Below are 25,085 nucleotides of genomic sequence, written 5' to 3'. Positions count from 1 at the left end.
GGCATATAGCCCAGCGACCAAACCCGTACTGGATGGCCGCTTATGGTCATCGCGCCTCCGCCGCGCTTGCCTCGGCTGCCCGCGCGGCGAGGATATAGGCCGAGGTGGTGCTGACGGTGTATTCATTCTCGAACCACAGGAAGGGCCAGTCGGTCTTCGCTTCGGGAAGGTCGGGCTTCACGATCAGTACGCCGGGTACCAGCCCGCCCGGGATGAAGCTGTAGTCGGCACGGTTATGGCCATAGCCGATCAGCTTCGATGCGGTGCCGACCGTCGACACCAGCGACAGGTTGTTCGCCGGATGGCGGCCCAGCACATAGTCGATGGCGTTCAGCGTATAGTCGTTGCCGACGATCGCCGGAAAGGCGCCGTGCAGCAGGTGCATGGTCGCGCCGAAGCTGACGACCTGGTTCGAACCCGCCCAACTCCCCTCGGTGATCGGCACGCCGAACGGATTGCTCGCGAGATCGCGGTCGGTCTGGACCTTGAACGCGCGCACGGCGCCGGCGATGGCGGCGCGGTACCGGGCATCCATGAGCGGGAGGGCGCGCACCGCCGGCCCGGCGGTGAAGGCGAAGGTCCGGGCGATCACCGGCTGCAGGCGGCGCAGCCTGTCGGCATAGACGCGGTCCTTGGTCGTCAGCAGCAGTTCGACCGTGGCGGTGACGTTGGCGACCTCCGCCGAGCGGGGCGAGGCGCTATCGTCCCGACCGTCGCCGGATTGGACCTTGCCGGTCTGTTGCCGCGCCCATAGCGCCTTCGCGGCCGCCAACGCCTCGTCCGCCATGGCGGGATCGCTCACCCGCAAGGCGCGCGAAGCCGCCGCCAGCGCACCGGCCACCGCCAGACTGTTGGCCGGCAGGTCGGTGGTGAAGGCCCAACGGTCGTCGGCCGTGCCGGACGCGTCGTCGCGGACCTCACCGGTCTTCAATGCGGCGTCGAACCGGCGGCCATCGGTCTGCGAGCCGGCATCCCCCAGATGGGCATATTGGCGAAGGGCCGGGTCGACGATGCCGACGATGGCATGACCGAAGACCTTGTACTGGGCGAGCAGTTGCAGCGTGCCGTGGCGGATCTGCTGGACCGCGTCCTCGACGCCGTCGGGCTTGCGGATCTCGACCGCCCGCGCGCGCTCGTCGATGCTCGTCTCGTCCCAGTCGAGGCCATAGAGTTCGCGCGCCCAGACCAGGTCGCGGACGACTTGCGCGTTTTCGGGCGTCTGGATGTCATAGTCGCCGGCATCCTGGAACCCGCCGACCGCCAGGCCCGGGATGTGCTCGCCTGGCTTGAACGGGGAGTCCAGGTTCGGGCCCATGCGATAGCCGTCGAAATGGACGTGGTTGGGCGGCGCCTGGCGCGCATCGTCGAGATGCGAGGGCGCGGACCAGACGCGATATTGTTCGCGGATGCCCATATGGTCCATCTGTTCGGCGATGAACGTGTCGAGCGAGGTCTGCCAGATCCGGGCATAGGCGTCGGCCGCGATGCGGAACGGGTTGGTGGTGCGCCCGGCATAGCGGATCGCATAGACGCCCGGCGCGCGCACCGACGAGAAGTCGAACGCGGCATAGTCATAGCGCGTATAGCGTCCGCGCGGGCTGGTCGCGGCGCGCAGCACGACCTGTTCGCCATCGCTCCCCAAGCGGACGAGTTCCGCCTCGCGCGGGGCGGGGAAGTTCGGATCGAGTTCGATCAACGCGACCTTGGCCCGGCCCGGCGTATAGCCCGCCTGGTTGAAGGATACGACCGGCTGGCGGACCCAGTCCTTCACCAGATTGGGGCGAACATGCCAGACGACCGCATCGTCCTTTGCGCCCGCTGCGATCTCCGACCGGACGACGAACCAGCCATTCTGGGCCCGGGCACGCGCGTCGAAGAGCGACAAGGGGCCGCTGTCGGAGGTGATGGAGACGCGGGTCAACGGGTCCTCGGGCGCCAGGGTCAAGCTATGCCCGCCCGATGCCAGTGGCAGCGGATCGCCCGATCCGTCCTTCGCCATCGGACCGGTCGGATGGCGCGGGAACAGGCCGCCGGCGGCATCCATCAGATAGGTCTTGCCGAAATAGCTGCTGGGCAGGAAGTCGAGGTTGAACCCGGCCTTGCCCGCCATGGCGGCGGGAAGCGGACGGTCGAGGTCGACCGCGATGCGAAAGGCCCCGTCGCCCTCCGGCGTCACGCGCACGCGATAGCCCAGGTCCTGCGCCTTATAGGCGGATCGCACGACCACCGTGTTGGTGGCCCGGTCGACGCTGCGCCCCAGAAAGGCCGGGACCGGGGCCCATTGCTCGGGCGTCTTGTCGAGCCGCACCGCGCCGTCCGTGGCGATCCGCTCGCCATGCAGGACGATCTGGATGCCGGCATTCTTCTCGTCGAAGAAGATCGGGCTGAACTGGTTCTGGTCGATGATGACGCTCAGGCCGCGCCCCTCCAGCGTTTCCGCGGGCGACACGCTGAGCGCCTGGGCGTCCGCCCGTGAAGCGATCGGGAAACCGGGCAAGCCGATCGCGAGCGCGCAAAGGGCGACGCTGGCCGACAAGGCGGGCAATGGCTTGAGCACAGGACGTCTCCGGAAAACGGGAAGGGAAGGAGAGGGGGTAGGAAGGAGGACGCGCGATCCTATTGCGCGCGCATCCAGCCGTGCATCGTCATCCAGCGGGCAAAGGCATCGAACCAGCCGGTCGATGTCGTCGCCTTCGGATACATGCCGAAACCATGGCCGCCCTGTTCGTAGAGATGGAACTCCACCGGCCGCCCGGCCGTGCGCCAGCTGTCGATCAAGGCGAAATTCGCCTTGCCGAACAGCGGATCATCCGCCGCGATGGCGGCGAACAGCGGCGGGGCGTCCGCCGGCACCGTCACCGCGCCCAGGGGGCCATAGACGTTGCCGATAAAGGCGGGGCGTGCATCGGTGCCGGACAGGGCGGTCGTCATCGTCAGCATCGCGCCGGCGGAAAAGCCGATCATGCCGATCCGGCTCGGGTCGACATGCCAATCCCTGGCGTGCGCGCGGACCAGGGCGAAGGCAGCGCGCGCATCGGCGACCTGCGGCGCTAGGCTGGCGGCGGCCCGGTCGGCCGAGGGCCGATCGCCCGGACCGCGCGCGACCATCACCTTCATCGACCGGTCGAAGGCCGCCATGTCCTGCGGCGTCTGGTTGAGGCGGTACTTGAGCACGAAGGCGGCAACGCCGCGCGCCGCCAGCGCCTTGGCGACGTCCCAGCCCTCGTTCTGCATCGAAAGGGTGCGGAATCCACCGCCGGGCGCGACGATGACCGCGGTGCCGCTCGCGCTGGCCGGATCGGGCAGGAACGGCGTGAGCGTCGCGACCACGACATTGCGCGCGAAGACGCTGCCATATTGGCTGTGCCAGGCTTCCGGCGCCGTCGCGCCCGGCAGACGGCCGGTATCCAGCGTGATCGCCCCCGGCTGCGCGGGCGTGGGAATGGGGACCATCCGGTCGCTGACCGGACCGCGGGTCGCGTTGCTCAGGGTCTGGGCGTAGGCCGGTGATACCGCTATCGCTGCACAGGCGAGGACGGTGGCGGTCAGCCAGGTCGCTCGCTGACCAGGCGACGGGTGTCGGGTAGCCCGGACAGTCTCGCGAATCATCGCACTCTCCTATTTTGTCTTTATTTTCAAGACGATAGCGATAGCGCTACCAACGGGTCAAGCCGGCCAATTCCGCCCGCGCCAAGGCGTCCGCTATTCTGGGCATCCGCGATATCCCGCGTGGAGGCCCGGGTGATGGGTGGAGGTCGGAACCTAGGTTCTTGCTCTCTCTTGGAGGCACGGTATGCGAAGGCAGAGGTTCAGCGGGGACAGACGTGCATGAAGCGCCGGAATTCGTTCGATAGCTCCGGTGGCCGTTCCGCCTGGACGACGATAGGGCTGGTCGTCGGCCTGGCGTTCTTCCTGATCAGCGGGGCACTTGCCTATCACAACATACGCACCCTCAGGGAGGATGATGCCGCCATCCGGCACAGCCACACGGTGATGATCGCGGTCGACGAGCTGTTATCCAGCGTGCAGGACGCGGAAACCGGTCAACGCGGCTATCTGCTCACCGGCGTCAGCAGCTATCTCGAACCCTATACCAACGCGACCCGGACGCTTGGGGCCAGCCTCGATCGCCTGCAAAACCTGGTCCAGGACAACGACGTGCAGCAGGACAATGTCACGGAACTCCGCCGTCATGTCCGCGCCAAGCTGGAGGAATTGCAGGAGACGATCAACGCGCGCCGGACGCGGGGCCTGACGGGCGCACTGGCCATCGTCGGTACGGATCGCGGCAAGATCAGCATGGATGCGATCCGCACGCATCTTGCCTCGATGGCGCAGGAGGAAAACCGCCTTCGCAAGGAGCGTCTCGCCGAGATGGCCACCGCGTCGCGGATGGCGATCGCCGGCGGCCTGGTCTCCAGCATGATCGGCGCGGCGCTGACCCTGCTGATCTTCGTCCTGGTCCGCCGCAACCAGCATGCGCGCGCCAGGGAGGATTGGCTGCAGGACGGCGTGCTTGGCATCTCCGCCGCCGTGCGCGGCGACCGGACGGTCGAGGAGATCGCCGACGCGGTGCTGGGATATCTGGCCGACCGGCTGCGTTTTGAAGCCGGTGCGCTGTTCAAGGGGGAGGCGGGCGAGTTCCACCGCGTCGCCACGCTGGGCGTTCCAGATAATGCCGACATGCCGGCGAGATTCGGCCTTCGCGACGGGCTGCTCGGCCGGGTGGCCGCCGAGGGCGCGCCGATCCAGCTCGACGACGTTCCTGATCGGTATCTGAAGATCGGCTCCGCCCTTGGCAGCGACAAGCCGCGTCACCTGCTGATCGTGCCGGCCAGGGCGGACGATGTCGTGAACGCGGTGCTGGAGCTCGGCTTCTTCGAGACGATCGATGAGATGGTGGTGGAGTTGCTGGAGCGGGCATCGCCCGTGATCGGGGTCGCGCTGCGATCGGCCAGCTTCCGCAGCCGATTGCAGGATGCGCTGGAGCAAACCCGACGCCAGGCCGCCGAGCTCCAGACGCAGAGCGAGGAGTTGCAGGTCAACAACGAGGAACTGGAGGAGCAGGGCCGGTCGCTGCGCGAATCTCAGGCGATGCTGGAACAGCAGCAGGTCGAGCTCGAACAGACCAACAGCCAGTTGGAGGAGCAGGCCCAGGCCCTGGAGAACCAGCGCGACGAACTGGAACGCGGCAGCGCGACGCTCCTCGCGAAGACCCGCGAGCTGGAACAGGCCAGCCAGTATAAGAGCGACTTCCTGGCCAATATGAGCCACGAGCTGCGGACGCCGCTCAATTCGCTGCTGATCCTCGCCAAGTTGCTGGGCGACGACAGCCACGGCACCCTCACCGCCGAACAGGTGAAGTTCGCGCGCACGATCGAGGCGTCCGGCAACGATCTGCTCACCCTGATCAACGACATCCTCGACCTGTCGAAGATCGAGGCCGGTCATGTCGATATCCGCCCCGAACCGGTCAGTTTGGTAAGGATCGGCAACGACCTGGGCCAGGTCTTCCAGCCGGTGGCCAAGCAGCGCGGGCTCGATCTCGCGATCGTGCTGGATGAGGGCGCCCCGCGCAGCGTCGAGACCGATCGGATGCGGCTGGAGCAAATCCTCAAGAACCTGCTCTCGAACGCGCTCAAGTTCACCGAGAAGGGATCGGTGCGGCTGGACGTCCGGGCCGACGGCGCCGACGGAGATCGGGTCGCATTCGTCGTCCGTGATACCGGCATCGGCATTTCGCCCGAGAAGCAGCGGATGATCTTCGAGGCGTTCCACCAAGCCGACGGCACGATCAGCCGCCGCTACGGTGGAACCGGGCTGGGCCTGTCGATCTCGCGCGAGCTGGCCCGGCTGCTCGGTGGCGGCATCAGGCTGGAGAGCAGCCCCGGGGAGGGCAGCATCTTCACGCTCTCGCTCCCCACGCACTATGATCCGGCCGCGGTGACAGCCCGCGTGCAGCCTGTGACGGCGGCCGCGCAAACCCGTCCGGCGACGTCGCCGGCGCAGCCCGCGTCCGTCACCGCCGACCGGGCGCCGCGCCGGTCGAGCGCGGCGGCCAACTGGGCGGTGGAGGATGACCGTGACTCGCTGATCCCCGGTGGTCGCCAGTTGCTGGTGATCGAGGACGATCCGGTCTTCGCCTCGATCGTCTGCGATCTGTCGCGGGAACTAGGCTTCCAGTGCCTGGTCGCCGGCACCGCCGATGAAGCGGTTCACCTCGCCCAGACCTACCGCCCCAGCGCCGTGGTGCTCGATCTCGGCCTGCCCGACCAGTCGGGACTGATCGTGCTCGACCGGCTGAAGCAGGAAGACGCCACCCGGCATATCCCGATCCACGTCATCTCGGCCGCCGATCAGAGCCAGACGGCCCTATCCCTGGGGGCGGTCGGATATCACATCAAGCCGATCAAGCGCGAGTTGCTCGCCGAGGTGCTGAAGAACCTGCAGGAGCGCAGCGCGAGCCGGATGCGCCGCGTGCTGATCGTCGAGGACGACACCGTCCAGCGTGAGGCGGTCGCGCGCCTTCTCCAGAAGGACGATGTCGAGACGGTCGGCGTCAGCACCGCGGCCGAGTGCCTGGACATGCTGCGCGCCCAGACCTTCGACTGCATGGTGCTCGACCTGTCGCTGCCGGATGCGTCGGGCTATTCGCTGCTGGAGACGCTCAGCCAGGAGGACGGCGCGCACAGCTTCCCGCCGGTGATCGTCTATACCGGTCACGATCTCAGCGCCGATGACGAGCAGAAGCTGCGCCGCTATTCGAGCTCGATCATCATCAAGGGCGCCAAGTCGCCCGAGCGACTGCTCGATGAGGTCTCGCTGTTCCTGCATCAGATCGTGTCCGAGCTGCCGAGCGAACAGCAGGAGATGATCCAGGCGGCCCGGCGTCGCGATGCGGTGCTGGAGGGGCGGCATGTGCTGATCGTCGAGGACGATGTCCGCAACGTCTATTCGTTGACCAGCGTCCTGGAGCCGCGCGGCGTGGTCGTCCGTATCGCCCGCAACGGCCGGGAGGCGCTGGATGCCCTGGCCAAGGCTGCGGCAAACGGCGAACCCGCGATCGATCTCGCGCTGATGGACGTGATGATGCCGGTGATGGATGGCCTCACCGCCACCCGCGAAATCCGCAAGGACCCGCGTTGGGCCAAATTGCCGATCATCATGCTGACTGCCAAGGCGATGCCGGACGATCAGGAACGCTGCATCGAGGCGGGGGCAAGCGATTACATGGCCAAGCCGATCGATGTGGACAAGCTGTTGTCGCTGGTACGCGTATGGATGCCGCGATGAACGACGACCTTGCCGCATCCGATATCGACGACATCGAGATCGAGCTTCTGCTCGAGGCATTGTATCGGCGCTATCACTATGATTTTCGCCATTATGCCCGAGCCTCGATCAAGCGACGGCTGGTCCAGGCGCGCGAACGGCTGAGCATGTCCAGCTTCTCCGCGCTCCAGGAGCAACTGCTGCGCGACCCCGCCATGCTGGCGAAGCTCTTGAACTACCTGACCGTCCAGGTCAGCGAGATGTTCCGCGATCCGAGCTATTTCCGGGCGCTGCGCGAGCGCGTGCTCCCGCATCTGCGGACCTATCCCTCGCTCAAGGTCTGGGTGGCGGGATGCAGCAATGGCGAGGAGGTATATTCGCTCAGCATCCTGTTCCGCGAGGAGGGGCTGGAGCAGCGTACCCTGTTCTACGCGACCGACATCAACCCCAAGGCCCTCAAAGCCGCCGAGGCCGGCATCTATCCGCTCGACCAGATCCGCAAATTCACCGAGAACCATCAGAAATCCGGTGCGCGCACCTCGTTGTCGGACTATTATGTCGCCGATTACGACCGGGCGATCTTCGACAGCAGCCTGCGCGCCAATGTCGTCTTTTCGGACCACAGCCTGGCTACGGACTCGGCATTCGGCGAAATGCACCTGATCTCCTGTCGCAACGTGCTGATCTACTTCGACCGCGATCTGCAGGAGCGGGCGGTTGGTCTCTTCGAGGAATCGCTGGTGCGGCGGGGGTTCCTGGGGCTTGGCCATAAGGAAAGCCTGCGCTTTTCCGCCCATGCGGCCGGCTTTGCCGCCTTCAGTCGGGAAGAGAAGATCTACCAGCGGCGGGAGCGGTGAGCGGGATGGTCGTCATCGGCGCTTCGGCGGGCGGCGTCCAGGCGCTGCTCACGCTGCTGCCTGCCCTGCCGGCGGAATTTCCCCGGCCCATCCTGATCGTCCTCCATGTGCCGCCCGATCGCGACCACGGGCTGGTGGCGCTGTTCCAGGCACGATGCGCGATGCAGGTGTGTGAAGCCGAGGATAAGCAATCGCCCGCACCCGGCACCATCTATGTCGCACCGGCCAATTACCACCTGCTCGTGGAAGCCGGTGGCGGTATGGCGCTGTCGGCCGACGATCCGGTCAACCATAGCCGGCCGTCGATCGACCTGTTGCTGGAAACCGCAGCCGATGCGATGCGACGCCGTCTCATCGCTATCTTGCTGACCGGTGCCAATGATGACGGTGCCCGGGGGCTTCGCGCCGTGGCGCGGGCCGGCGGCATCGCGATTGTCGAAGACCCGGACACCGCGCAGGTGCATACCATGCCCGCGGCCGGGCTCGCGCTTTGCCCCGATGCTACCCGTTTGGCGATCGACGCCATCGCCCCGTACCTCCTACGATTGGCCTGAGCCGAATGCCTGCACCCGTGAAGTTCCTGCTAGTCGACGATCTCGACGAAAATCTGCTGGCGCTGGAGGCGCTGTTGCGACGTGAGGGGCTGGAGTGTCTGAAGGCGCACTCCGGTGACGAGGCGCTCGAGCTGCTGCTGGTCCATGAGGTCGCCCTGGCGCTGCTCGACGTGCAGATGCCGGGCATGGACGGGTTCGAGCTTGCCGAGTTCCTGCGCGGCAACGAGCGCACGCGCCATGTGCCGATCATCTTCCTCACAGCCGGCAGTGCGGACGCGCAACGCCGCTTTCGCGGCTATGAGGCGGGTGCGGTGGATTTCCTCCAAAAGCCGATCGATGCGGCCGTCCTGCGGTCGAAGAGCGATGTCTTCTTCAATCTGTACGAGCAGCGGCGCCAGATCATGGAGCAGCGGGATGAACTCGCGCAGATGACTCGTAGCCTTCAGCTCGCCGACCGGCGCAAGAACGCGTTTCTCGGCATGGTCGGGCATGAATTGCGCAATCCGATCGCGGCGCTGGGGGCCGGGGTGCACCTGATCGGCCGCAGCCGCTCCGATGAGGTGTTCGAGCAGGTGCGTGGACAGATGGAGCGCCAGGTCACGCATATGACCCGGCTGATCGAGGACCTGCTCGACGTCGCCCGGATCGACCAGGGGAAGATCGTACTTCGCACCGAGCGGATGCTGCTGGCCGATGCCGTTGCGCTCGCGGTGGAAATCACCCGGCCGCGAATCGAAGCCCGCGAGCATCGCCTGACGGTCGATGTGCCGGAGGGGCCGATCTGGCTCGATGCCGACCATGCACGCATCGCCCAGATCCTGAGCAATCTCTTGGCCAATGCCGCCAGATATACCGAACCGGGCGGTGCGATCGCCCTGACGGTGCACCGCACCGGCGCAGAGGTCGTGATCGAGGTTGCCGATACCGGGGTCGGTATCCCGCCGGACATGCAGTCGCAGGTCTTCGATCTGTTCGCGCAGGTCGAGCGCAGCCATGGGCCGACCGAGGGACTGGGCATCGGACTGGCGCTTGTCCGCCAGCTCGTCGCGCTGCACGGCGGGGGGATCTGCCTGAAGGAAAGCACCGTTGGGCAAGGATCTACATTCCTCGTCCGGCTGCCTTGCATGGATTGACGTACATCATCCCGACATATCGTCTGCGAAGCGCGTGATCCGGCCTGAATGCGAGAAGGGCATCCGAGTGACCTCGGATGCCCTTCCCATTCGAACTGCTTGGGAGCAGTCTGTCCAGGTTCTAAACGCCTTGGCGTTTAGATGCCATTGGAAAGGTTGGTATCCGGGTCATTCGTGCGCATGTCGTCAGCCTGGTTCTGGCCGGTCGCACGAACGGCGTCGGCGGCATTCTCGAGGCTTGCTTCTGCGGCCGCGTTGCTGGTGTTGTCAGCCGCGTCCTCCAGATTGTCGGCCACCGCTTCCGTGTTGGATTCGATGTTGTCGGCCGCCTGCTCGCGCGGGCTGGAATTGCAGGCTGCGAGCGAAAGCAGGCCGGTGACGATAGCGGCTGCGAAAATCTTCTTCATGATCAACCCTTTTGCTGGTGCGCCATGGATACACCAGAGCGGACGGGATTCAATGCCCATCTGATCGATGGGCTATGCCGGCCGTCATAAGGTCCGGATTTCGCCCACCGTTCGCAATCGGATCTCCCTCACTCGCTGACCTGCTGGAACGTCCGGAGGTCGAGGGCGAAGGAGGTGGACGCGAGTAATCGGTCCGGGGCTGGTCATCCGACCGGGTGATCAGTTCAACAATGCCTCGACCCGGATCGGCAGGTCGCGTAGGCGCACCCCGGTCGCGTGGAAGACGGCATTGGCCACGGCCGCGGCGACACCGATGATGCCGATCTCGCCCAGCCCCTTGATCCCCTCGGCATTCACCGCGGCATCGTCATCGTCCGCCATGACGACCGTCTGTTCGGCGATGTCGGCGGAGGTCGGGACGAGATACTCGGCGAGATCACGGTTCATGTAGATGCCGGTGCGCGGGTCCAGCTCGGTCTTCTCCAGCAGCGCCGAACTCAGGCCCCAGGCCATGCCGCCGAGATACTGGCTGCGGGCGGTCGTCGGATTGAGCACGCGCCCCGCCGCGAAGGCGCCGACATGGCGCGGCACACGGACCTCGCCGGTCAGGCCATGGACGCGCACCTCCACCATATGCGCACCGAAGGTCCAGGCCAGCCCGTCCTCCGGCAGCGTCAGCAGCTTGATATGCCCGGCCCGCAGCGCCTCCAACGCATCGGGCTTCGCGCCCGCCGGCAGATAGTCGTGACGGACCTCGCGCGGGCCCTCCGGGTTGCGGAGCAGCGCCGCACAGGCCTCGGCCAGCGCGCTTGCCAGGCTGGTGGTCGTGGCGGAGCCCCCCGATATGCCGGCCGGGGGCAATGCGCTATCGCCGAGCACGACGGTGACGCGGTCCAGCGGGACGTTCAGCCGCTCGGACGCGATCGTCGCCAATAGCGTGTACAGGCCGTTGCCGATCTCGTGGTGCGCGGTTTCGACGCGGACATTTCCCTCGCCATCCTGCATGACCCGGATCGACGCAGGGCCGATCTTGACAGGCCGGGCCGCGGCCGCGCAGCCATAGCCGATCCACCAGCCGTTCCGCAGCGTGGCCCGTGGCCGGGGCGCCCGCTCGGACCAGCCGAATGCCGCGGCCGCCGCGTCGAAGCAACGCATCAGCGGCCGGGTCGTGAAGGGCTTGCCCGTGACCGGATCGGTCGCCGTATCGTTGCGGCGTCGCAGTTCGACGGGGTCCATCTCCAGCGCATGGGCCAGCTCGTCCATCGCGCTTTCCAGGGCGAACAGGAAAGGCACCTCGGGCGGCGCCCGCATGGGCCCCGGTGTGTTCCGATCGACCCGCCCCAGCCGCTCTTCGGCCGCGACCGCCTCGGCCGCATATAGCGCGGTGGACACATCCGTCCCTTCCATCGCGAAATCGTCGAAGCGCGAACTGACGGTCGCGGCCTCGTGCCCCAGGCCCAGCAACCGTCCATCGGCCGTCGCACCCAGGCGGATGCGGTGGCGCGTTTCCGTACGGTGGTTGGCGATCGTGAATTGATCGCGGCGGCTGACCTCGAGCCGGACCGGCCGGTCGAGCCGGCGCGCGGCGAGGGCGCAGATCGCCGTGTGTTGCGACAGGGCGAGCTTGGAGCCGAAATGCCCGCCGATGAAGCGGGAGACGATGCGGACATGATCGGGGGCGATGCCGAGCTGTGCGGCAAGCCCGTGCTGTGCCGCGCCCAGATAGCGGGTCGGTTCGTACACCGTCAGGCGGTCACCGTCCCATAAACAGGTCGTGCTCGGCAGTTCGATCGGATTGTGGTGCTGGATCGGCGTCGAATAGCGGGAGTCGACCCGGACCGCTGCGCGGGCGAGGGCGGCATCGAGATCGCCCGTGCGGCGATCATGATGCTCGGCGTTGACCTCCGCAAGCCGCTCGGTCGTACAGCGCGGGTCGGCGAGGGAGGCGACGGGTGATTGCCCGGCATAGCCGATGCGGAGAGCGGCCGCGGCCGCCACCGCGACCTCGGCCGTCTCCGCCACGACCATCGCGACGATCTGGCCGGCGTAACGGATTTCGGGCGATGCGAGCGGACGCCAGCTACTGTTCGCATAGCCGCCTTCCATCAGATGGTCGACGGGTCCGATGGCGTCGCCGACATCCTCGTGGGTCAGGATCAGCAGCACGCCCGGCATGGTCTCCGCCTCGTCGCGCCTGATCGACGTGACGCGGCCGCTGGCGATGGCACTGACCGCCAGGGCCGCATGCGCCATGCCGGGGAGCGATACGTCGCCGGGATACTCGACCAGGCCACAGACCTTTTCCGGCCCGTCGATGCGCGTCTGCGGTTCACCGATCCGGCTGACGCCGGAGGCGCTTCGTTGCCGGATGCCGAACATCGTCGACCCATTGGATATTTCAGCTTCCATCTCAGCACCTTGTCTGGCCCGAAGGCTTCAACGTGCCGCAGCGGGCGGACGCTCCGCGAAGCGTAGCGAAGCGCCGATCTTCTCATCGAACGATGATGGATCGAAGCATAGGTGGCAGACGAATACCCGTCTGGAGTCGGGAAACGGAATAGGGTGCGCGAATCGCCGGCTATGGGTCGCAGAAACGTCCGACCCCTGTGGGGGCCGGACGCAAGGTAAGGGTTTTGCGGCTCAACCGTGCGGGCGCATCACCACCTTGATGACGCCATCCTCCTTGTCGCGGAATTTGGCGTACATTTCCGGGGCGTCCTCAAGACTGGCCGGATGCGTGATGACGAAGCTGGGGTCGATCTGCCCGGCAACGATCTTGTCCAGTAGCGGCTTGGTGTAGCGCTGCACATGGGTCTGGCCGAGCTTGATGGTCAGGCCCTTGTTCATGGCCGCACCGATCGGCAGCTTGTCCCCCATGCCGACATAGACGCCGGGGACCGAGACGGTGCCACCCTTGCGGCAGCTCATGATCGCCTGGCGCAGGACGTGGACGCGATCGGTGGCGAGCATCACGCTTGCCTTGACCTTGTCCATGACGGCATCGGCCGCGCCGTGTCCGGCCGCCTCGCAGCCGACCGCATCGATGCAGCTGTCCGGGCCGCGTCCCTTGGTCCGTGCCTGCAGTTCGTCATAGACGTCCGTCTCGGCGAAGTTGATCGTCTCCGCACCGCCGGCTTCCGCCATGGCGAGCCGCTCGGGCACCTCGTCGATCGCGATCACGCGCCCCGCACCCATCATCAGTGCGGAGCGGATGGCGAACTGGCCGACCGGGCCACAGCCCCAGATGGCGACGGTATCGCCCGATTCGATCTGTGCGTTCTCGGCGGCCATGTAGCCGGTCGGGAAGATGTCCGAAAGGAACAGCGCTTGATCGTCGGTGACATTGTCGGGGATCTTGATCGGGCCGATATCAGCCATCGGTACCCGCAGATACTCCGCCTGGCCGCCGCAATATCCGCCCAGCATGTGGCTGAAGCCGAACAGGCCAGCGGGGGAGTGGCCCATCGCCTTGACGGCCATCTCGGCATTGGGATTGGTCCGGTCGCAGGCGGCGAACAGACCCTTGCGACAGAACCAGCAATCGCCGCAACTGATCGTGAATGGCACCACCACGCGGTCGCCGATCTTGAGGTTGGTCACTTCCGAGCCGAGCGCGACGACCTCACCCATATTCTCGTGACCGAGGATGTCGCCGGCCTCCATAGTGGGCTGGTAGCCGTCGAGCAGGTGGAGGTCCGACCCGCAGATCGCGCAGGCGGTAACCTTGATAATCGCATCGCGCGGGTGTTGGATCTCGGGATCCGCGACAGTGTCGACGCGAACATCGCCCTTACCGTGCCAGCATAATGCGCGCATGTTTCGTCTCCGTATGAGCAGGAGCTCCGCCAGGATCGGAAAAGCGACTGAACCACCTCAACGTCTCGTCGCACGGAACGGGCTCACACCCATTCGTCGATGGGAACGCACTTCCGGTTTTCAGCAAAGGTCTGCGACCAGGTCGTGCCACGCGCGGCAACGCGCGACGAGCTTGCGCCGTTTCGACATGGCCCGATACTAGGCCGGCTTGCCCCCTCGATGGTCGGGTGCATCCGCTCGACCCGACCATTGGTCCCGGGAGGGACCGAACGGCTAGATGAAGCGGCTATCGGCCGGTTGTAGGGGGCGGGAGGACCGCGACGGTTGTGCGTCCGTATAGTCGCTGCGGGTGACGGGCGTGGTGGCCGCATCGGGCTGGCGTGCGCTCCGGGCGAGCACGAACGTCGTCACGGCGAACCAGCCCAGCGCCACGGTTGCGAAAGCCACCAGGACGAAGTGCGTCAGGCCCGCGAGGATGAGAAGCGCGCAGGCGAGCGCATAAAAGTCGCGCATGGTGAGGTGGATCAGGCAATCCATGACGATGTTATGGTCCCTCTGACGGAAATGGCCTTTCACCACGTCGAAGTTCAGGGGCTGACGTGTCGCACGGGCGCGGCGGCCGATCAGGGCAAGACCTGCGGCAAGCGTCACCAGCGCGATCCCGCCGGCGGCCGCGCCCAATGTATCGCCGGCGAGCGCGACGTTGATGGTCACCCCCAGCAGGAAAACGAGGTTGGTTCCGGCATCTATGGCGCTGTCGAGCGCGGCGCCGAATTTCGACGTGCGATAGGTCGCCCGTGCCATCTCGCCATCGACCCCGTCGAAGATCGACGCCGCCTGGAACAGCACGGCCCCCGCGATCAGCCCCGCATGTCCGCCAAATACCAGGGCCAGCGCCATGCAGAGGCCGAGAAGGGCCGTGCCGATGCTGGCATGCGACGGTTCGAACCCGCGAATCTTCAGCAGCTGCCCGCTGATCGCGCGCGAGATCGGTCGGTTGAGGTACTGCGAGACGATGCCATCGCCGCCCTTGCCGGTCGCGGTCAGGATATCGCGGCTGGCACGGCGCAAGGCGTCCTGCGGCCTTGTCGGCCGAAGGCGGGCATCGACCAGGGCGAACAGCACATCGTCGCGCGAAGCCGAGCCATGGCGTCGGGCGAGGGCCGCCACGAACGCTTCGCCGCTGACCGCCATCGCGTCGCTCGCCGGTGGCGTCTGCGCGAAACGGACCGGCAGATCGGGGGCCAGTCGTTCGCATTCCAGGATCAGGTCGCCACTTGCCGTCCATCCCCGATCCGCGACCAGCGTGCAGCCATTGATCCCGTCCTCTCGCGCCAGCGCGGTGAGGGCATGTACGGCGCGCGCACCGGCGGGGAGTCCCGCGACATTGCATTCGACCGTCGCTGCGTTCTCGAAAACCAGGAAAATGTGAGACAAGGTAATCGTTCCCGCCAGATGCATTGCTCCGTTGACGGAGCGAAACGTCGAAAACCTTGGTCAGAACGACCGATCGGCGAGCAATCGGCGATAGATGGCGAGATTGGCCAGTGCGAAGTCCCGCCAGTCTAGTTCGGCTGCGCGGGCCAGACCGGCGCTGCGCATTACCGCCGCCCGGGCGGGCGATTGTACGACCGCCAGCAATCCGCTGGCGATCGAAGCGATGTCGCACGGATCGGCGAGCACGGCCGCACTTCCGGCCACTTCGGGCATGGAAGAAATATTGCTGGTGACGACCGGGCAGCCACAGGCCATCGCCTCCGCCACGGGATTGCCGAACCCTTCGCCAAGGGACGGGTGGAGCAAGACCTGCGCTGCACCGTAGAGCGTTATCAATTGCGCGTCGTCCACGGTTGGCAGAAAGCGGATCCGATCCGCCACGCCCAGCGCCTTGGCCAGCACGTTCAGCTTGGCCCGGCCCGCCCCCTGGCGTTGCACGAAGACCAGCTCGATCGGGGCGTCGCCGGGGAAGGCGGCGGCAAAGCCACGAAGCGCGCCTTCATGATTCTTGTACGGCGCGTCCTGTCCGATCGTCAGGACGAAGGGCTTGCCGGGCGTGAGGCCCAGGCCGGCCAGGACGGCGGGATCGGGCGGCAGGGGGCGGAAGTGCGGCGCCACCCCGGACGCGGTGACGCTCGTCCGCGCCGCGGCGGGCGGATGATAGTGCGCGATCTCTCTCGCGGTGGCGGCGCTGATCGCGGCAATGGCATCGGCATGGCGGATCGCGCGCTTCAAGCCGTGACCGTAGAAGTGTTGCTCCACCACCCCGCGCAGGCCGGTGCGGCACCAGGCCGGCCGGGTCAGGCGCATGATGTCGTGGATGGTCACGACGCACGGCATCGTCAGCCCGGCGGGCATGATGTTGAAGGTTGCGTGAAACAGATCCACGCGTGAGAGATCGGCGACTTCGGGCAGCCACCACAGCGTCGCCGGTCCGTTGGCGGCCTGCCGCACCACCTGTTCGATGACGTTGGCGGCATCGCTCAACGGCCCGCTATGCGCCGGATGACGCAGCAGCAGAAATCGCCATTCCGGTGCGAGCGCCGGCAGATGGTCGATCAGCCGCCGCACCACCTCCGCGATGCCGCTGGGGCGTGGTCCGATATAGCGGCAGTCGATGCAGATCGTGGGCGTGGAACGACCGCGCGCGATCATGGCAAGGCGTTGTTGATGCCGGTCACCGAGAAGGCGGCGCTGGAGACGATGCTGAGGAACTTCTGAAGATCCGCGATCGGCGCGTTCGAGACGTAGAGCACATCCTTGTCGCGGATCGCGAAATCCTGCGCGGCGAACAACGAAGTCGCCTGGCCCAGGTCGAGGCGGTACACCACGGGGACCCGTCCGTCGGCGGTGCGGCGCGCCGTGGTGGCGACGTCCTGTGGCAGCGCTTCGGGATGTTCGAGGCGGAAGACGAAGACCCCGCGAATATTGGCACGGTCGTCGCGCAGGCCGCCGACACGGCCGAGAGCCTGGGCCAGGGAAATGCCGCCGCCCTCGAACGGGACCTCCGCGTTCTGGCCGACCGCACCCAGCGCGATGAAGCTGTACGGCTGGAAGATCGCGGTGACGATGTCGCCGGGCTGGACGGTGACGTTCTGCGCGGGGTCGCGGACGATGGCGTCGAGCGGCATGGCGGCCGTGCGGGTGCCGCGCGTGAGCTGGATGGTGGTCTTGGCGACCGGCTGGCGCGATCCGCCGGCCGCGGCGAGGACATCGAGCAGCCGTTCGCCACGCGGCGTGAGCGGCAGGCGGCGGGTCGCGCCCACCTCTCCCATCACGGTCATTGCCCGGCTGTCGTTCTGCGCGAGGCGGACGATCGCTTGTGGACTGTGGGCGCGACCGGCGAGCCGGGCGACGACCATGCGGCCGACATCCTGCGGGGTGCGGCCACGGACCATGACGGTCCCGACGAAGGGGATGGTGACGGTGCCGTCCTCGCCGACCACCTGCTGCGGTATGCCGGCGCTCTGCGCCAGCGCATTGCCGATGCCGGCGCCGGGGGCCGTGGCGCCGAACAGGACCGCTGGCGGCGCTTCCCAGATCGCGATGTCGAGCACGTCGCCCGTCCCGATCAGGGTGCCGGCGGCAGGGGCCATCCCGAAGATATCGGCGAAGCGCTGCGACCGGGCATAGCTGGCGGTGCGGTGGCCGGCGGCTTCGTCCAGCGGCAGGACCGTTATGCCCCGTTCCGCAGCGGGGGCGCGGTCCGCACGCTTGATCGCGCCGACGCTCGGGCCCGAGGCGCTCATCGTGGAACAGCCGGCGAGCAGCGCGGTGGACAGAAGGGCGGCAAGCCGCAGCGACGGGGCGGGCATCACAGGAACCTTTGGTAAAGCGCGGCGAGCCGGGCACGGTAACGGTTGGGGGAAAAGAGCGCGGCCTGCGCCAGGCCACGGCGGGCGAGGTCGTCCCGCAGCCCCGCATCCGCGTCGAGCGCGCGAAGGCTCGCCGTGATCGTCGCGGTGTCATAGGGGTCGACCGCGATCGCGGCGTCGCCGGCGACTTCGGGCAGCGACGAGGTGTTGGAGCAGAGGACCGGCGTGCCGAGCATCATCGCCTCCAGCACCGGCAGGCCGAACCCCTCATAGAGCGAGGGGAAGAGGGCCGCCCTGGCGCCGCGGATCAGGCTGACGAGCAGGCTGAAGGGGGCATAGGGCAGGACGATGATCCGGCCGCGCCGGACGTCGCCCTTGGCGGGCCTGCCGTTGGCGAAGGCGTCGAGCAGGCGTAGCTCGTTCTCCGCGCGCCAGGCGCGGGCACCCACGATGACCAGCGGGGTGGTGAGCCCGCTGGCCAGATAGGCCTCGACGATGCGACCGACATTCTTCTTGGGCTCGATGGAGCCCCAGAACAGGAAATAGCCCTTATAGGGCGCACCGATCGCGCCCTCCACCTCCCGGGCGACCTGTTCCTCGGGGAGGCTGCGAAGCCGGGCCGGGATGTCGACCGACTGATAGGTGTTGGTGACGCGGTCGGGTGCGATGCCGGTCAGGTCGATGATGTCGCGGCGCGAACATTCGGACACGGTGACGATATGGTCCGCGGTCTTCGCCAGCCGCCGGATCAAACCGAGATAGCGGCGCTTGTTGTCGAGCGTGGTGTAGGGCAGCCGCAGCGGCACCAGGTCGTGCAGCGTGTAGAGGTTCGCGGCGCCGGGGACGTGCAGGGGAAGGGGATAGGTCCAGTGCGCCAGATCCGGCGCGGCCGGCAGGCGGACCGGGGTGCTGAGGCCCCAGGTGTTGAAGCGGCCATTGGCGCGACGGAAGACGTTGGGCGCATTGTAGAGCGTATCGTGATGCGGCAGACGCGCGGCGAACTGCCGGGTGATGACATGTCCGCTGACCTGGATCTCCTCCGCCACCGAGGGGCGGGGCGAGACGATGCCGGCGATGTCGCGCAGCGGTCGGCGGCGTGTCCCTTCGTCACCGTCGAAGAAGGCGATCTCGCGCAGCAGCGGGTTGCGGGGCGACGGCAGGCGGTCGCCATAGAGCACGGACGTGCGATGGCCGAGTTGCCCGACCTCATGGCTGAGGTTGCGGGCGTAGGTGGCGACGCCCGTCCCCTTCTCCAGCCCCAGATTATATCCGTCGATCAGGACATGCTTCATCGGTGCAGCGCTTCCCGGGTTTGCGGCCAGTCGGCAAAGGCGCCCGCCGCGCGCGCCAGGGGCCAGGCCGGCTCGTCGGCCATGCGGGCGACCATGTCGGCCGCTTCGGCGGGCGGGAGGTGCGCGAAGGCCAGAACGCCGATCGCCTCGCCATGCGAGTGGTCAGTCGATGCGGCGACCTCGTCCTGCGGCATGTGGAAGCGCGGGTCCGCGACCATCGCGGCGGCCAGCGCGTCGCAACTGCCATGGCGCCGGAGCAGCGCCAGTGCCTCCGCGTCGTCGGGCATCACACCGTGCCAGAGCAGCCACGCGAGCGCCGCCACATCGGGGCGGCCCGGCGTCTGGATGGCCGCATCGCCCTTCCGATAGGGATGGATCGGCCAGCGGTCGGGATCGTCACCGGCCTGCGCGACCACGAAGCGGAGGTGCTCGACGACATCGGCGGCCGGCTCGCCCATCGCGCAGGCGGTGCGATAGGCGAGTTCGGCCCGGGCGAAATGGCCGCCTTCCTTGGCGACATGGCCGAGCTGCACCCAATAGGAACGCTGATAGGGGTGGAGCGCGAGCGCGGCGGCATAGCGTTCCTCCGCGACGGCCCAATGGCCGGCGTCGCGGCTCCAGTCGCCCTCGCGCACCGCCATGCGGAAGCGGTCGTCCCCCAGGGCGCGATGCTGCGCGACCTCGACCAGCGCGGCGCGATCCGGGGCGGCGGTGCGGTCGATGGCGGGCGGCGCCGAAAGGCCGATCACCTCGCGGAACCGGTCATAGGCGAGGTCGAAATCGTCGAACAGCGACAGCTTGCCGCCATGGAGCAGCGCGAAGCGGTTGCAATGGTCGCGCAGATAGCCCGGATCATGCGAGATGAGCACCATCGCCCGGTCGCCGCGCTTGCCGAAGAGTTCATGATTGCAGCGATCGTGGAAGCGCGCATCGCCGACCGCGCCGATCTCGTCGATCAGGAAACAGTCGAATTCGATGATCATCGAGATCGCGAAGGCGAGCCGCGCCCGCATCCCCGACGAATAGCTGCGCACCGGCTCGCGCAGATAGGTGCCGAGTTCGGAAAAGTCCGCCACGAAGGCGAGGTTGCGCTGGAAATCCTGCGCATAGATCCGACTGATGAAGCGGATATTGTCGATGCCCGACAGCGTCGGCTGGAACGCCCCGCCAAAGGCCAGCGGCCAGGATACCGACATATGCCGCTCGACGCTGCCCGAGGTCGGTCGCTCGGCGCCGCTGATCAGGCGGACCATTGTCGACTTGCCCGCGCCGTTCCGACCCAGCACGCCGAGATGCTCGCCGCGATGCAGGTCGAAGCCGACCCCGTCGAGCACGACATTGTCGCCCGACCGGGTGTGGTAGACCTTGCGGACGTCGTTCAGCCTGATCATTCCGGCACCACCCGCCGCGCGACCCATTGCGTGGTGCCCAGTGCGATGAAGGTCAGCACGAGGCAGAAGGGAACGACATAGCCCAGGTCGTAATGGGCATGGATGCGATTGCCGAAATAGCCCTCGCGCACGATCTCGGTGCCGTGGACCATCGGGATGTAGAGCACGTATTTCTGCGCGGCGGCCGGCAGCGCATCGACGAGAAAGGCCGATCCCGACAGCGGAAAGATCAGGTACGAGGCCGGGTGCCACAGCTTGTCGACCAGTTCGCTCTGATGGCTGAGCGCGCCGAGCGTGATCGCCAGCACGGAGCCGAACCAGGCGATCAGCAGCCAGCCGCCGACCACCTCCAGGATGTTGCGCGGCGGGTCGATCCAGCCGAGCGTGATGAACAGCACGCTCAATCCGGCGAACGACATGGTAGCACCGCCGAATTCCAACGCGACGCGCGCGACATAGATGTCGAGCACGCGGATGTTGCGGTGGTAGAGTAGCGACAGGTTGCTCCACAACGCGCCGATGCAGCGGCCCGGCATGTTGCGCCACAAGAGCACGCTCGAATAGCCGGTCAGCGCGAAGGCCACGATCGGCAGGTTGCTGCCATGATAGGCCTTGGCCGCCGTCCACAAGGCCGCGACGCCGAGCGTGAACAGCATCGGTTCGACGAACAGCCAGAGAAAGCCGATATTGTGGCGCCCGTAGCGGGTCAGCATCTCGCGCAGCAGCAGCGCCCACAGGACGCGCCCCTGCACCCGCAGGCTGTGGCGGAGCGACGGGCCGGCGGAAGCGGTCATCCCTCGCGATGCTCGCGGATGCCGGCGAACAGCACGGAGGCGATGCCCCAGGCGAGCAGCCCGAGCACCAGCACCGCCAGCACGCCGCCCAGACGACGTGGACGGATGGGATAATCGGGCAGGCTGGGTGACGAGATCCGCTCGACATAGGCGCGCTTGCGCCGGGCCTCGGCATGCGCATCCTGCAACGACATCAGCGCCGCAGCGAGTTGCTTGCCGGCGAGCTCGCTGTCGAGCAGGAGCACCTGATAGCGCGCGCCCGCCGCCGACAGCGAGTTGCGCCCGCCGGCGACCCCCGATCGGCGGCCTGCGATCTCGCGCTGCAGGGTCGCGACCTGGCTCCGCAGATAGGGGATTTGCGGCGCGGCGGGCGTGAACTGTTCCATCTGCTGGAGCTGGGTACGGACGGTGACGAGGTCGTCCTCCAGCTTGGCGATGCCCTGGAGGCGGGACTCGGCCTCCTTCTCGGGGTCGACGATGCCGGCGCGATTGCGATAGCTGGCGAGCGCGACCGCCGCATCCCGGGCACGGCGCTGCGCGGTGCGCGCGTCCTCCTCAGCGACCGCGACCGCGTCGGTGCGCGCCCGGCTGGAGAGGCGATTGACCAGCGCTTCCGACTGCTCGAGCAGCCGCTCGTTGATCGCGCGCGCCTGGACCGGGTCGAAGGCGCTGACGCTCAGATGAAGGACCTGCGTCGTCGGATCGGGCTCCACCTCGACCTTGCCGAGATAATAGTCGAAGAAACGCTCGCGATTGCTCGGCAGGAGGCCGCCGAACCGGTCGAACACGAAGACCGAGCCCGCCGTGTAGGCGCGGGTCAGAAGGCCGTTCCGATCGGCATCCGCCAGGGCGCTGCGCGACTCGAGATATTCGACGACGGCATTGCTCTCTTCGCTGGCGCCGGCGAGGCCGCTGCCGCTGAGCACCTGGCCGAGCGAGGTGGGCGCCGCCCTGCTGGGGCTGCGCACCACGAAGCGCGCCTCCGACACGTACACGTTGCTGGCGAAGACGGCGAAGTAGAGGAATGCGACGAAGGTCGGGACGATGACCAGCGTGAGGAAAAGGGGCGAGGGGCGCGGTAGGCGGAACGACACGGATCAGACTTCCACGTTGAGGCTGCGGCGACGGCGCGCCGAATTGATGGGCGCCGTGCCGCTGATTGCCGCCAACCAAGGCGTGATCGTGGCGAAATGCTCCTCCCAGCGCGGCGGGCAATAGCCGTGCAGCGCATCGATGCGCCGCTGCCTCTGGCCCTTGGCGGGATCGAAGGCTTCGATGCGGTCTGCCCAAGCGTCGGCGTCATGGGGATCGAGCAGGCAGGGGATACCCTGGCCGACGTCGCGAAAACAGGGCAGGTCGCTGGCGATCACCGGTATGCCGAGCGTCAGCGCCTCGGCCATCGGCAACCCGAAGCCTTCTGCCAGCGAGGGCATCAGCATCGCGCGGGCACCGGCCATCAGCGACGCGAGTGCCGCATCGTCGCAATCGTCGAGGATGCGGATGAGGCCGTCCGTCATGCCCGATGCGTGAAGAGCGGCCCGGAAATCCTCTGATCCCCATCCCCAGCGGCCGACGATCACCAGGCGCGGGGTCGCCGCTCCCAGACGGGCATGAAGCTGCTGCCAGACGCGCAGCAGCAGCCGGTGGTTCTTGCGACTCTCGATCGTGCCGACGCAGAGGAAATAATCATCACAGCCCACTGCCTGTGCGCCGTCCGGCTTCAGATCGGCACCGGCCAGCGGAGCCACCACGACCGGCGGTACGGGGAGGCGATGCCGGGCCGCGTGATCGTGCAGGTCGTGCGCCACTGCGTGACTGCCGACGATGATGCCCGATCCCTGCGTCAGGGCCGCCGTCACGCGACCGCTATGGCGGGCGACGGCATGGGGGCGGCAGTGTTCGGGATGCAGAATGGGGATGAGGTCATGCACCAGATAGATCGGGCGCAACCCATGGCGTGCGATCCATTCCCCATGGGCGGGAAGGTCGAAATCGGTATGGGTGACATTGAGGTACAGGCTGCCCGGCTGCGGGCGCAAGGGGGCCGCCAGGGCGGCGGCCAGGTGCGCGGCGATGCGCGGGCGGGTGGAGGGTCCGCCCTGGACGAGGAGATTGAACAGATGCCGCGACGCACCGGCCCCGATGACCCGGATGACGCCGCGATGCTGCACCACGGCGCGGGCCATGCCGGCGAAATGCCGCACATAGGCAAGGCAGACCCGGTCGATCCCGTTCGGCTGCCGGCCGGTCCAGCGCAATTCGATCAGGCGCGTCACGTCGAGCAGGACGGGGGCGGCATTCGGATCGGCGAAAGGGGGACAGTGGCCGTGCATCCTTCCTCAGACGGAGGCGTGGCGGCCCAGCCTTGGCGGGATGCGTCGATTTCAGGGAGAATAATGAAGCGGTCGTCAGTGTCTTATGGCGACGACGCTGGGATCGCGAGGTTAGCGCACTTGGGTTTCCGCCGATGTGGAACGGCGTGCTAGAACCGCGTATCCAATCCGATCCGGATCGTACGCGGGCGCAGCGGAGTGACCTGGTCGCGGCCGGTGGCGAAGGGGGTGCCGAGCGCGAAGCGGTTGCCGCGGGCGTTGGTGAGGTTGCTCACGCCGGCGCTGACGCCGAACCGGGTGAAATCCGACCGTGCGGTGATTTCGGTATCGAGATAATCGCCCTGGCGCTGGCCGAGCACTGGCCCCACGCCCAGACGCGAAGAGCCGATATAGCGCGCCCAGCCATCCAGGGTCAGTTCGGCGTCGCCGAGACGGCGGGTATAGATCGCGCCGATCCGGCCGGTGAAGCGCGCGATGTTCGGAATCTGTTCGAGACGCGCGAGCGCCAAGGCGCGAGCGCTGACGCCCGGCGGGGGATAGGGTGGCAGGGCAAGCGCGATCAACGCCTTGGAGGGCTCTTCGATCTGACCATCATTATAGGTCGCGCCGCCCTCGATCCGCAGACCCGGCAGCGGCCGCACGCCGCCCGCCAGCTCGACCGTCCAGAGCCGGCCGTTGCCGATATTGGCGGTGCTGGGCAAACCGGAGCCGTCGATGAAATCCGCCTGGATGTCGCGCCATGCGGCCCGCGCGATGGTTGCGCTCAGTTCGATGCGGCGCGCGCTGTGGCGGATGCCCGCCTCGATCGTGGCGACCCGGTCGTTGCGGAACTCGCGAACGAAGTCGGATTCGATCGCGAGGCCACCCGGCCGAAACCCCTGTTGGTAGCGCACGAACAGCTTCGACCCTGTCGCGAGGTCGACGAGCAGCGAGGCCGCGGGAAGAACGATCGTCTGCGACCGGCTCGCGGTCGCATCGTCGCGCTCCGCAGCGACGATCGGGGACACGTCCGCGCCACGCCCCTTCAGCATGGACCGGGTGGCACGCAATCCGACCGTGGCAAGCAGGCCGGGAAGGGGGCGGATACTGCCCTCGCCATAGGCGGTCCATTCGGTCACGCCGTTGATCACCCCGGTCGCCGGCAGGGGCCGATCGGGGGCGCCGATCAGGCGGCGCAGCAAGGTGCGATTGTGGAGGTAGCTGATCCCGCCCAGCCAGCCCGAACCGTCTGCCCCACTCCGCCAGATGCGCGTTTCATTTGCCTCCATGCGCGTCTGGTTGATCTGCACGAACACGCGCCGGGGGCCCCCGGCCCGGGTCGCATCATAGCGCTCCAGCAGATCATGCGAGGTGATGCCGCTGGTGGAGCGCAGATGGACGTCACCGATCGTGCCGGAGAGGATGGCCTGCATCTGGCCATAGTC

The 25,085-nt window shown here is 67.3% G+C and carries 18 protein-coding genes; 4 read left to right on the top strand and 14 right to left on the bottom strand.

What is annotated here, in order from left to right; translation table 11 throughout:
* Positions 1–46: 46 nt before the first annotated feature.
* Both BRX43_RS16180 and BRX43_RS16175 read right to left on the bottom strand, forming a co-directional pair.
* Entirely contained in the window at positions 47–2,557 is a 2,511-nt protein-coding gene (locus tag BRX43_RS16180; RefSeq protein WP_241215008.1) for a glycoside hydrolase family 9 protein, read from the bottom strand.
* Positions 2,558–2,616: 59 nt separating this feature from the next.
* Positions 2,617–3,609: an alpha/beta hydrolase gene (locus tag BRX43_RS16175; RefSeq protein WP_125996130.1), complete on the bottom strand. Its 993-nt coding sequence runs from the start codon at positions 3,607–3,609 to the stop codon at positions 2,617–2,619.
* Between the two features lie 219 nt (positions 3,610–3,828).
* On the opposite strand from BRX43_RS16175, the gene BRX43_RS16170 reads away from it, so the two are divergent.
* Genes BRX43_RS16170 through BRX43_RS16155 form a run of 4 tightly spaced genes read left to right on the top strand, consistent with a single transcriptional unit; the run spans position 3,829 to position 9,816 of the window.
* Entirely contained in the window at positions 3,829–7,293 is a 3,465-nt protein-coding gene (locus BRX43_RS16170; RefSeq protein WP_125996129.1) for a response regulator, read from the top strand.
* A complete protein-coding gene (locus BRX43_RS16165) occupies positions 7,278–8,129 on the top strand; it encodes a protein-glutamate O-methyltransferase CheR (protein ID WP_125996128.1) in 852 nt (283 codons plus the stop codon). Before BRX43_RS16170 ends, BRX43_RS16165 begins: the two co-directional genes overlap by 16 nt.
* A 5-nt stretch (positions 8,130–8,134) precedes the next feature.
* Positions 8,135–8,683 (top strand): chemotaxis protein CheB, encoded by a 549-nt coding sequence (locus BRX43_RS16160; RefSeq protein ID WP_125996148.1) that lies wholly within the window; start codon positions 8,135–8,137, stop codon positions 8,681–8,683.
* 17 nt (positions 8,684–8,700) lie between these two features.
* Positions 8,701–9,816, top strand: coding sequence for a hybrid sensor histidine kinase/response regulator (locus tag BRX43_RS16155; protein ID WP_346962866.1), 1,116 nt, complete (start codon positions 8,701–8,703; stop codon positions 9,814–9,816).
* 137 nt (positions 9,817–9,953) lie between these two features.
* Here BRX43_RS16155 and BRX43_RS16150 read toward each other — a convergent pair whose 3' ends face one another.
* The 12 genes from BRX43_RS16150 to BRX43_RS16095 form a co-directional block, all read right to left on the bottom strand.
* On the bottom strand, positions 9,954–10,223 hold the full coding sequence (locus BRX43_RS16150) for a hypothetical protein (protein ID WP_125996126.1): 270 nt from the start codon (positions 10,221–10,223) through the stop codon (positions 9,954–9,956).
* Positions 10,224–10,442: 219 nt separating this feature from the next.
* Positions 10,443–12,632, bottom strand: a complete 2,190-nt coding sequence (locus BRX43_RS16145) for a xanthine dehydrogenase family protein molybdopterin-binding subunit (RefSeq protein ID WP_241215007.1) — start codon at positions 12,630–12,632, stop codon at positions 10,443–10,445.
* A 231-nt stretch (positions 12,633–12,863) separates the two neighbouring features.
* Entirely contained in the window at positions 12,864–14,039 is a 1,176-nt protein-coding gene (locus BRX43_RS16140) for a zinc-dependent alcohol dehydrogenase (protein WP_125996125.1), read from the bottom strand.
* Positions 14,040–14,312: 273 nt separating this feature from the next.
* Positions 14,313–15,233 carry a CDP-alcohol phosphatidyltransferase family protein gene (locus BRX43_RS16135; protein ID WP_164523641.1) on the bottom strand — a complete coding sequence of 307 codons (921 nt, stop codon included), beginning with the start codon at positions 15,231–15,233 and terminating at the stop codon, positions 14,313–14,315.
* Between the two features lie 303 nt (positions 15,234–15,536).
* Positions 15,537–16,691 carry a glycosyltransferase family 1 protein gene (locus tag BRX43_RS16130; protein ID WP_125996123.1) on the bottom strand — a complete coding sequence of 385 codons (1,155 nt, stop codon included), beginning with the start codon at positions 16,689–16,691 and terminating at the stop codon, positions 15,537–15,539.
* Positions 16,688–17,851, bottom strand: coding sequence for a polysaccharide biosynthesis/export family protein (locus tag BRX43_RS16125; protein WP_125996122.1), 1,164 nt, complete (start codon positions 17,849–17,851; stop codon positions 16,688–16,690). The genes BRX43_RS16130 and BRX43_RS16125 overlap by 4 nt, the downstream gene beginning before the upstream one ends.
* Entirely contained in the window at positions 17,851–19,143 is a 1,293-nt protein-coding gene (locus BRX43_RS16120) for a glycosyltransferase family 1 protein (RefSeq protein ID WP_206433250.1), read from the bottom strand. Before BRX43_RS16120 ends, BRX43_RS16125 begins: the two co-directional genes overlap by 1 nt.
* Positions 19,140–20,534: an ABC transporter ATP-binding protein gene (locus tag BRX43_RS21220; RefSeq protein WP_125996121.1), complete on the bottom strand. Its 1,395-nt coding sequence runs from the start codon at positions 20,532–20,534 to the stop codon at positions 19,140–19,142. Before BRX43_RS21220 ends, BRX43_RS16120 begins: the two co-directional genes overlap by 4 nt.
* The gene (locus BRX43_RS16110) at positions 20,531–21,328 is read right to left on the bottom strand and encodes an ABC transporter permease (RefSeq protein WP_125996120.1); all 798 of its coding nucleotides are present in this window, start codon (positions 21,326–21,328) and stop codon (positions 20,531–20,533) included. The genes BRX43_RS21220 and BRX43_RS16110 overlap by 4 nt, the downstream gene beginning before the upstream one ends.
* On the bottom strand, positions 21,325–22,422 hold the full coding sequence (locus tag BRX43_RS16105) for a hypothetical protein (RefSeq protein ID WP_125996119.1): 1,098 nt from the start codon (positions 22,420–22,422) through the stop codon (positions 21,325–21,327). Before BRX43_RS16105 ends, BRX43_RS16110 begins: the two co-directional genes overlap by 4 nt.
* A 3-nt stretch (positions 22,423–22,425) precedes the next feature.
* Entirely contained in the window at positions 22,426–23,661 is a 1,236-nt protein-coding gene (locus tag BRX43_RS16100; RefSeq protein WP_125996118.1) for a glycosyltransferase family 1 protein, read from the bottom strand.
* A 149-nt stretch (positions 23,662–23,810) separates the two neighbouring features.
* The coding region (locus tag BRX43_RS16095; protein WP_125996117.1) for a TonB-dependent receptor at positions 23,811–25,085 on the bottom strand (1,275 nt) is incomplete at its 5' end.

This window comes from Sphingomonas sp. S-NIH.Pt15_0812 (assembly GCF_003951315.1).
Classification (GTDB): domain Bacteria; phylum Pseudomonadota; class Alphaproteobacteria; order Sphingomonadales; family Sphingomonadaceae; genus Sphingomonas.
Note: the sequence above shows the minus strand (reverse complement) of the source record. Positions and strands in the feature narration are given on the sequence as shown.

What these genes read in the sequence shown, in the direction of transcription:
- BRX43_RS16175 (WP_125996130.1), bottom strand. Translation starts at nt 3,609, where the DNA reads ATGATTCGCGAGACTGTCCGGGCTACCCGACACCCGTCGCCTGGTCAG.
- BRX43_RS16170 (WP_125996129.1), top strand. Translation starts at nt 3,829, where the DNA reads ATGAAGCGCCGGAATTCGTTCGATAGCTCCGGTGGCCGTTCCGCCTGG.
- BRX43_RS16165 (WP_125996128.1), top strand. Translation starts at nt 7,278, where the DNA reads ATGGATGCCGCGATGAACGACGACCTTGCCGCATCCGATATCGACGAC.
- BRX43_RS16160 (WP_125996148.1), top strand. Translation starts at nt 8,135, where the DNA reads ATGGTCGTCATCGGCGCTTCGGCGGGCGGCGTCCAGGCGCTGCTCACG.
- BRX43_RS16150 (WP_125996126.1), bottom strand. Translation starts at nt 10,223, where the DNA reads ATGAAGAAGATTTTCGCAGCCGCTATCGTCACCGGCCTGCTTTCGCTC.
- BRX43_RS16145 (WP_241215007.1), bottom strand. Translation starts at nt 12,632, where the DNA reads ATGGAAGCTGAAATATCCAATGGGTCGACGATGTTCGGCATCCGGCAA.
- BRX43_RS16140 (WP_125996125.1), bottom strand. Translation starts at nt 14,039, where the DNA reads ATGCGCGCATTATGCTGGCACGGTAAGGGCGATGTTCGCGTCGACACT.
- BRX43_RS16135 (WP_164523641.1), bottom strand. Translation starts at nt 15,233, where the DNA reads ATGGCGGTCAGCGGCGAAGCGTTCGTGGCGGCCCTCGCCCGACGCCAT.
- BRX43_RS16130 (WP_125996123.1), bottom strand. Translation starts at nt 16,691, where the DNA reads ATGATCGCGCGCGGTCGTTCCACGCCCACGATCTGCATCGACTGCCGC.
- BRX43_RS16125 (WP_125996122.1), bottom strand. Translation starts at nt 17,851, where the DNA reads ATGCCCGCCCCGTCGCTGCGGCTTGCCGCCCTTCTGTCCACCGCGCTG.
- BRX43_RS16120 (WP_206433250.1), bottom strand. Translation starts at nt 19,143, where the DNA reads ATGAAGCATGTCCTGATCGACGGATATAATCTGGGGCTGGAGAAGGGG.
- BRX43_RS21220 (WP_125996121.1), bottom strand. Translation starts at nt 20,534, where the DNA reads ATGATCAGGCTGAACGACGTCCGCAAGGTCTACCACACCCGGTCGGGC.
- BRX43_RS16110 (WP_125996120.1), bottom strand. Translation starts at nt 21,328, where the DNA reads ATGACCGCTTCCGCCGGCCCGTCGCTCCGCCACAGCCTGCGGGTGCAG.
- BRX43_RS16100 (WP_125996118.1), bottom strand. Translation starts at nt 23,661, where the DNA reads ATGCACGGCCACTGTCCCCCTTTCGCCGATCCGAATGCCGCCCCCGTC.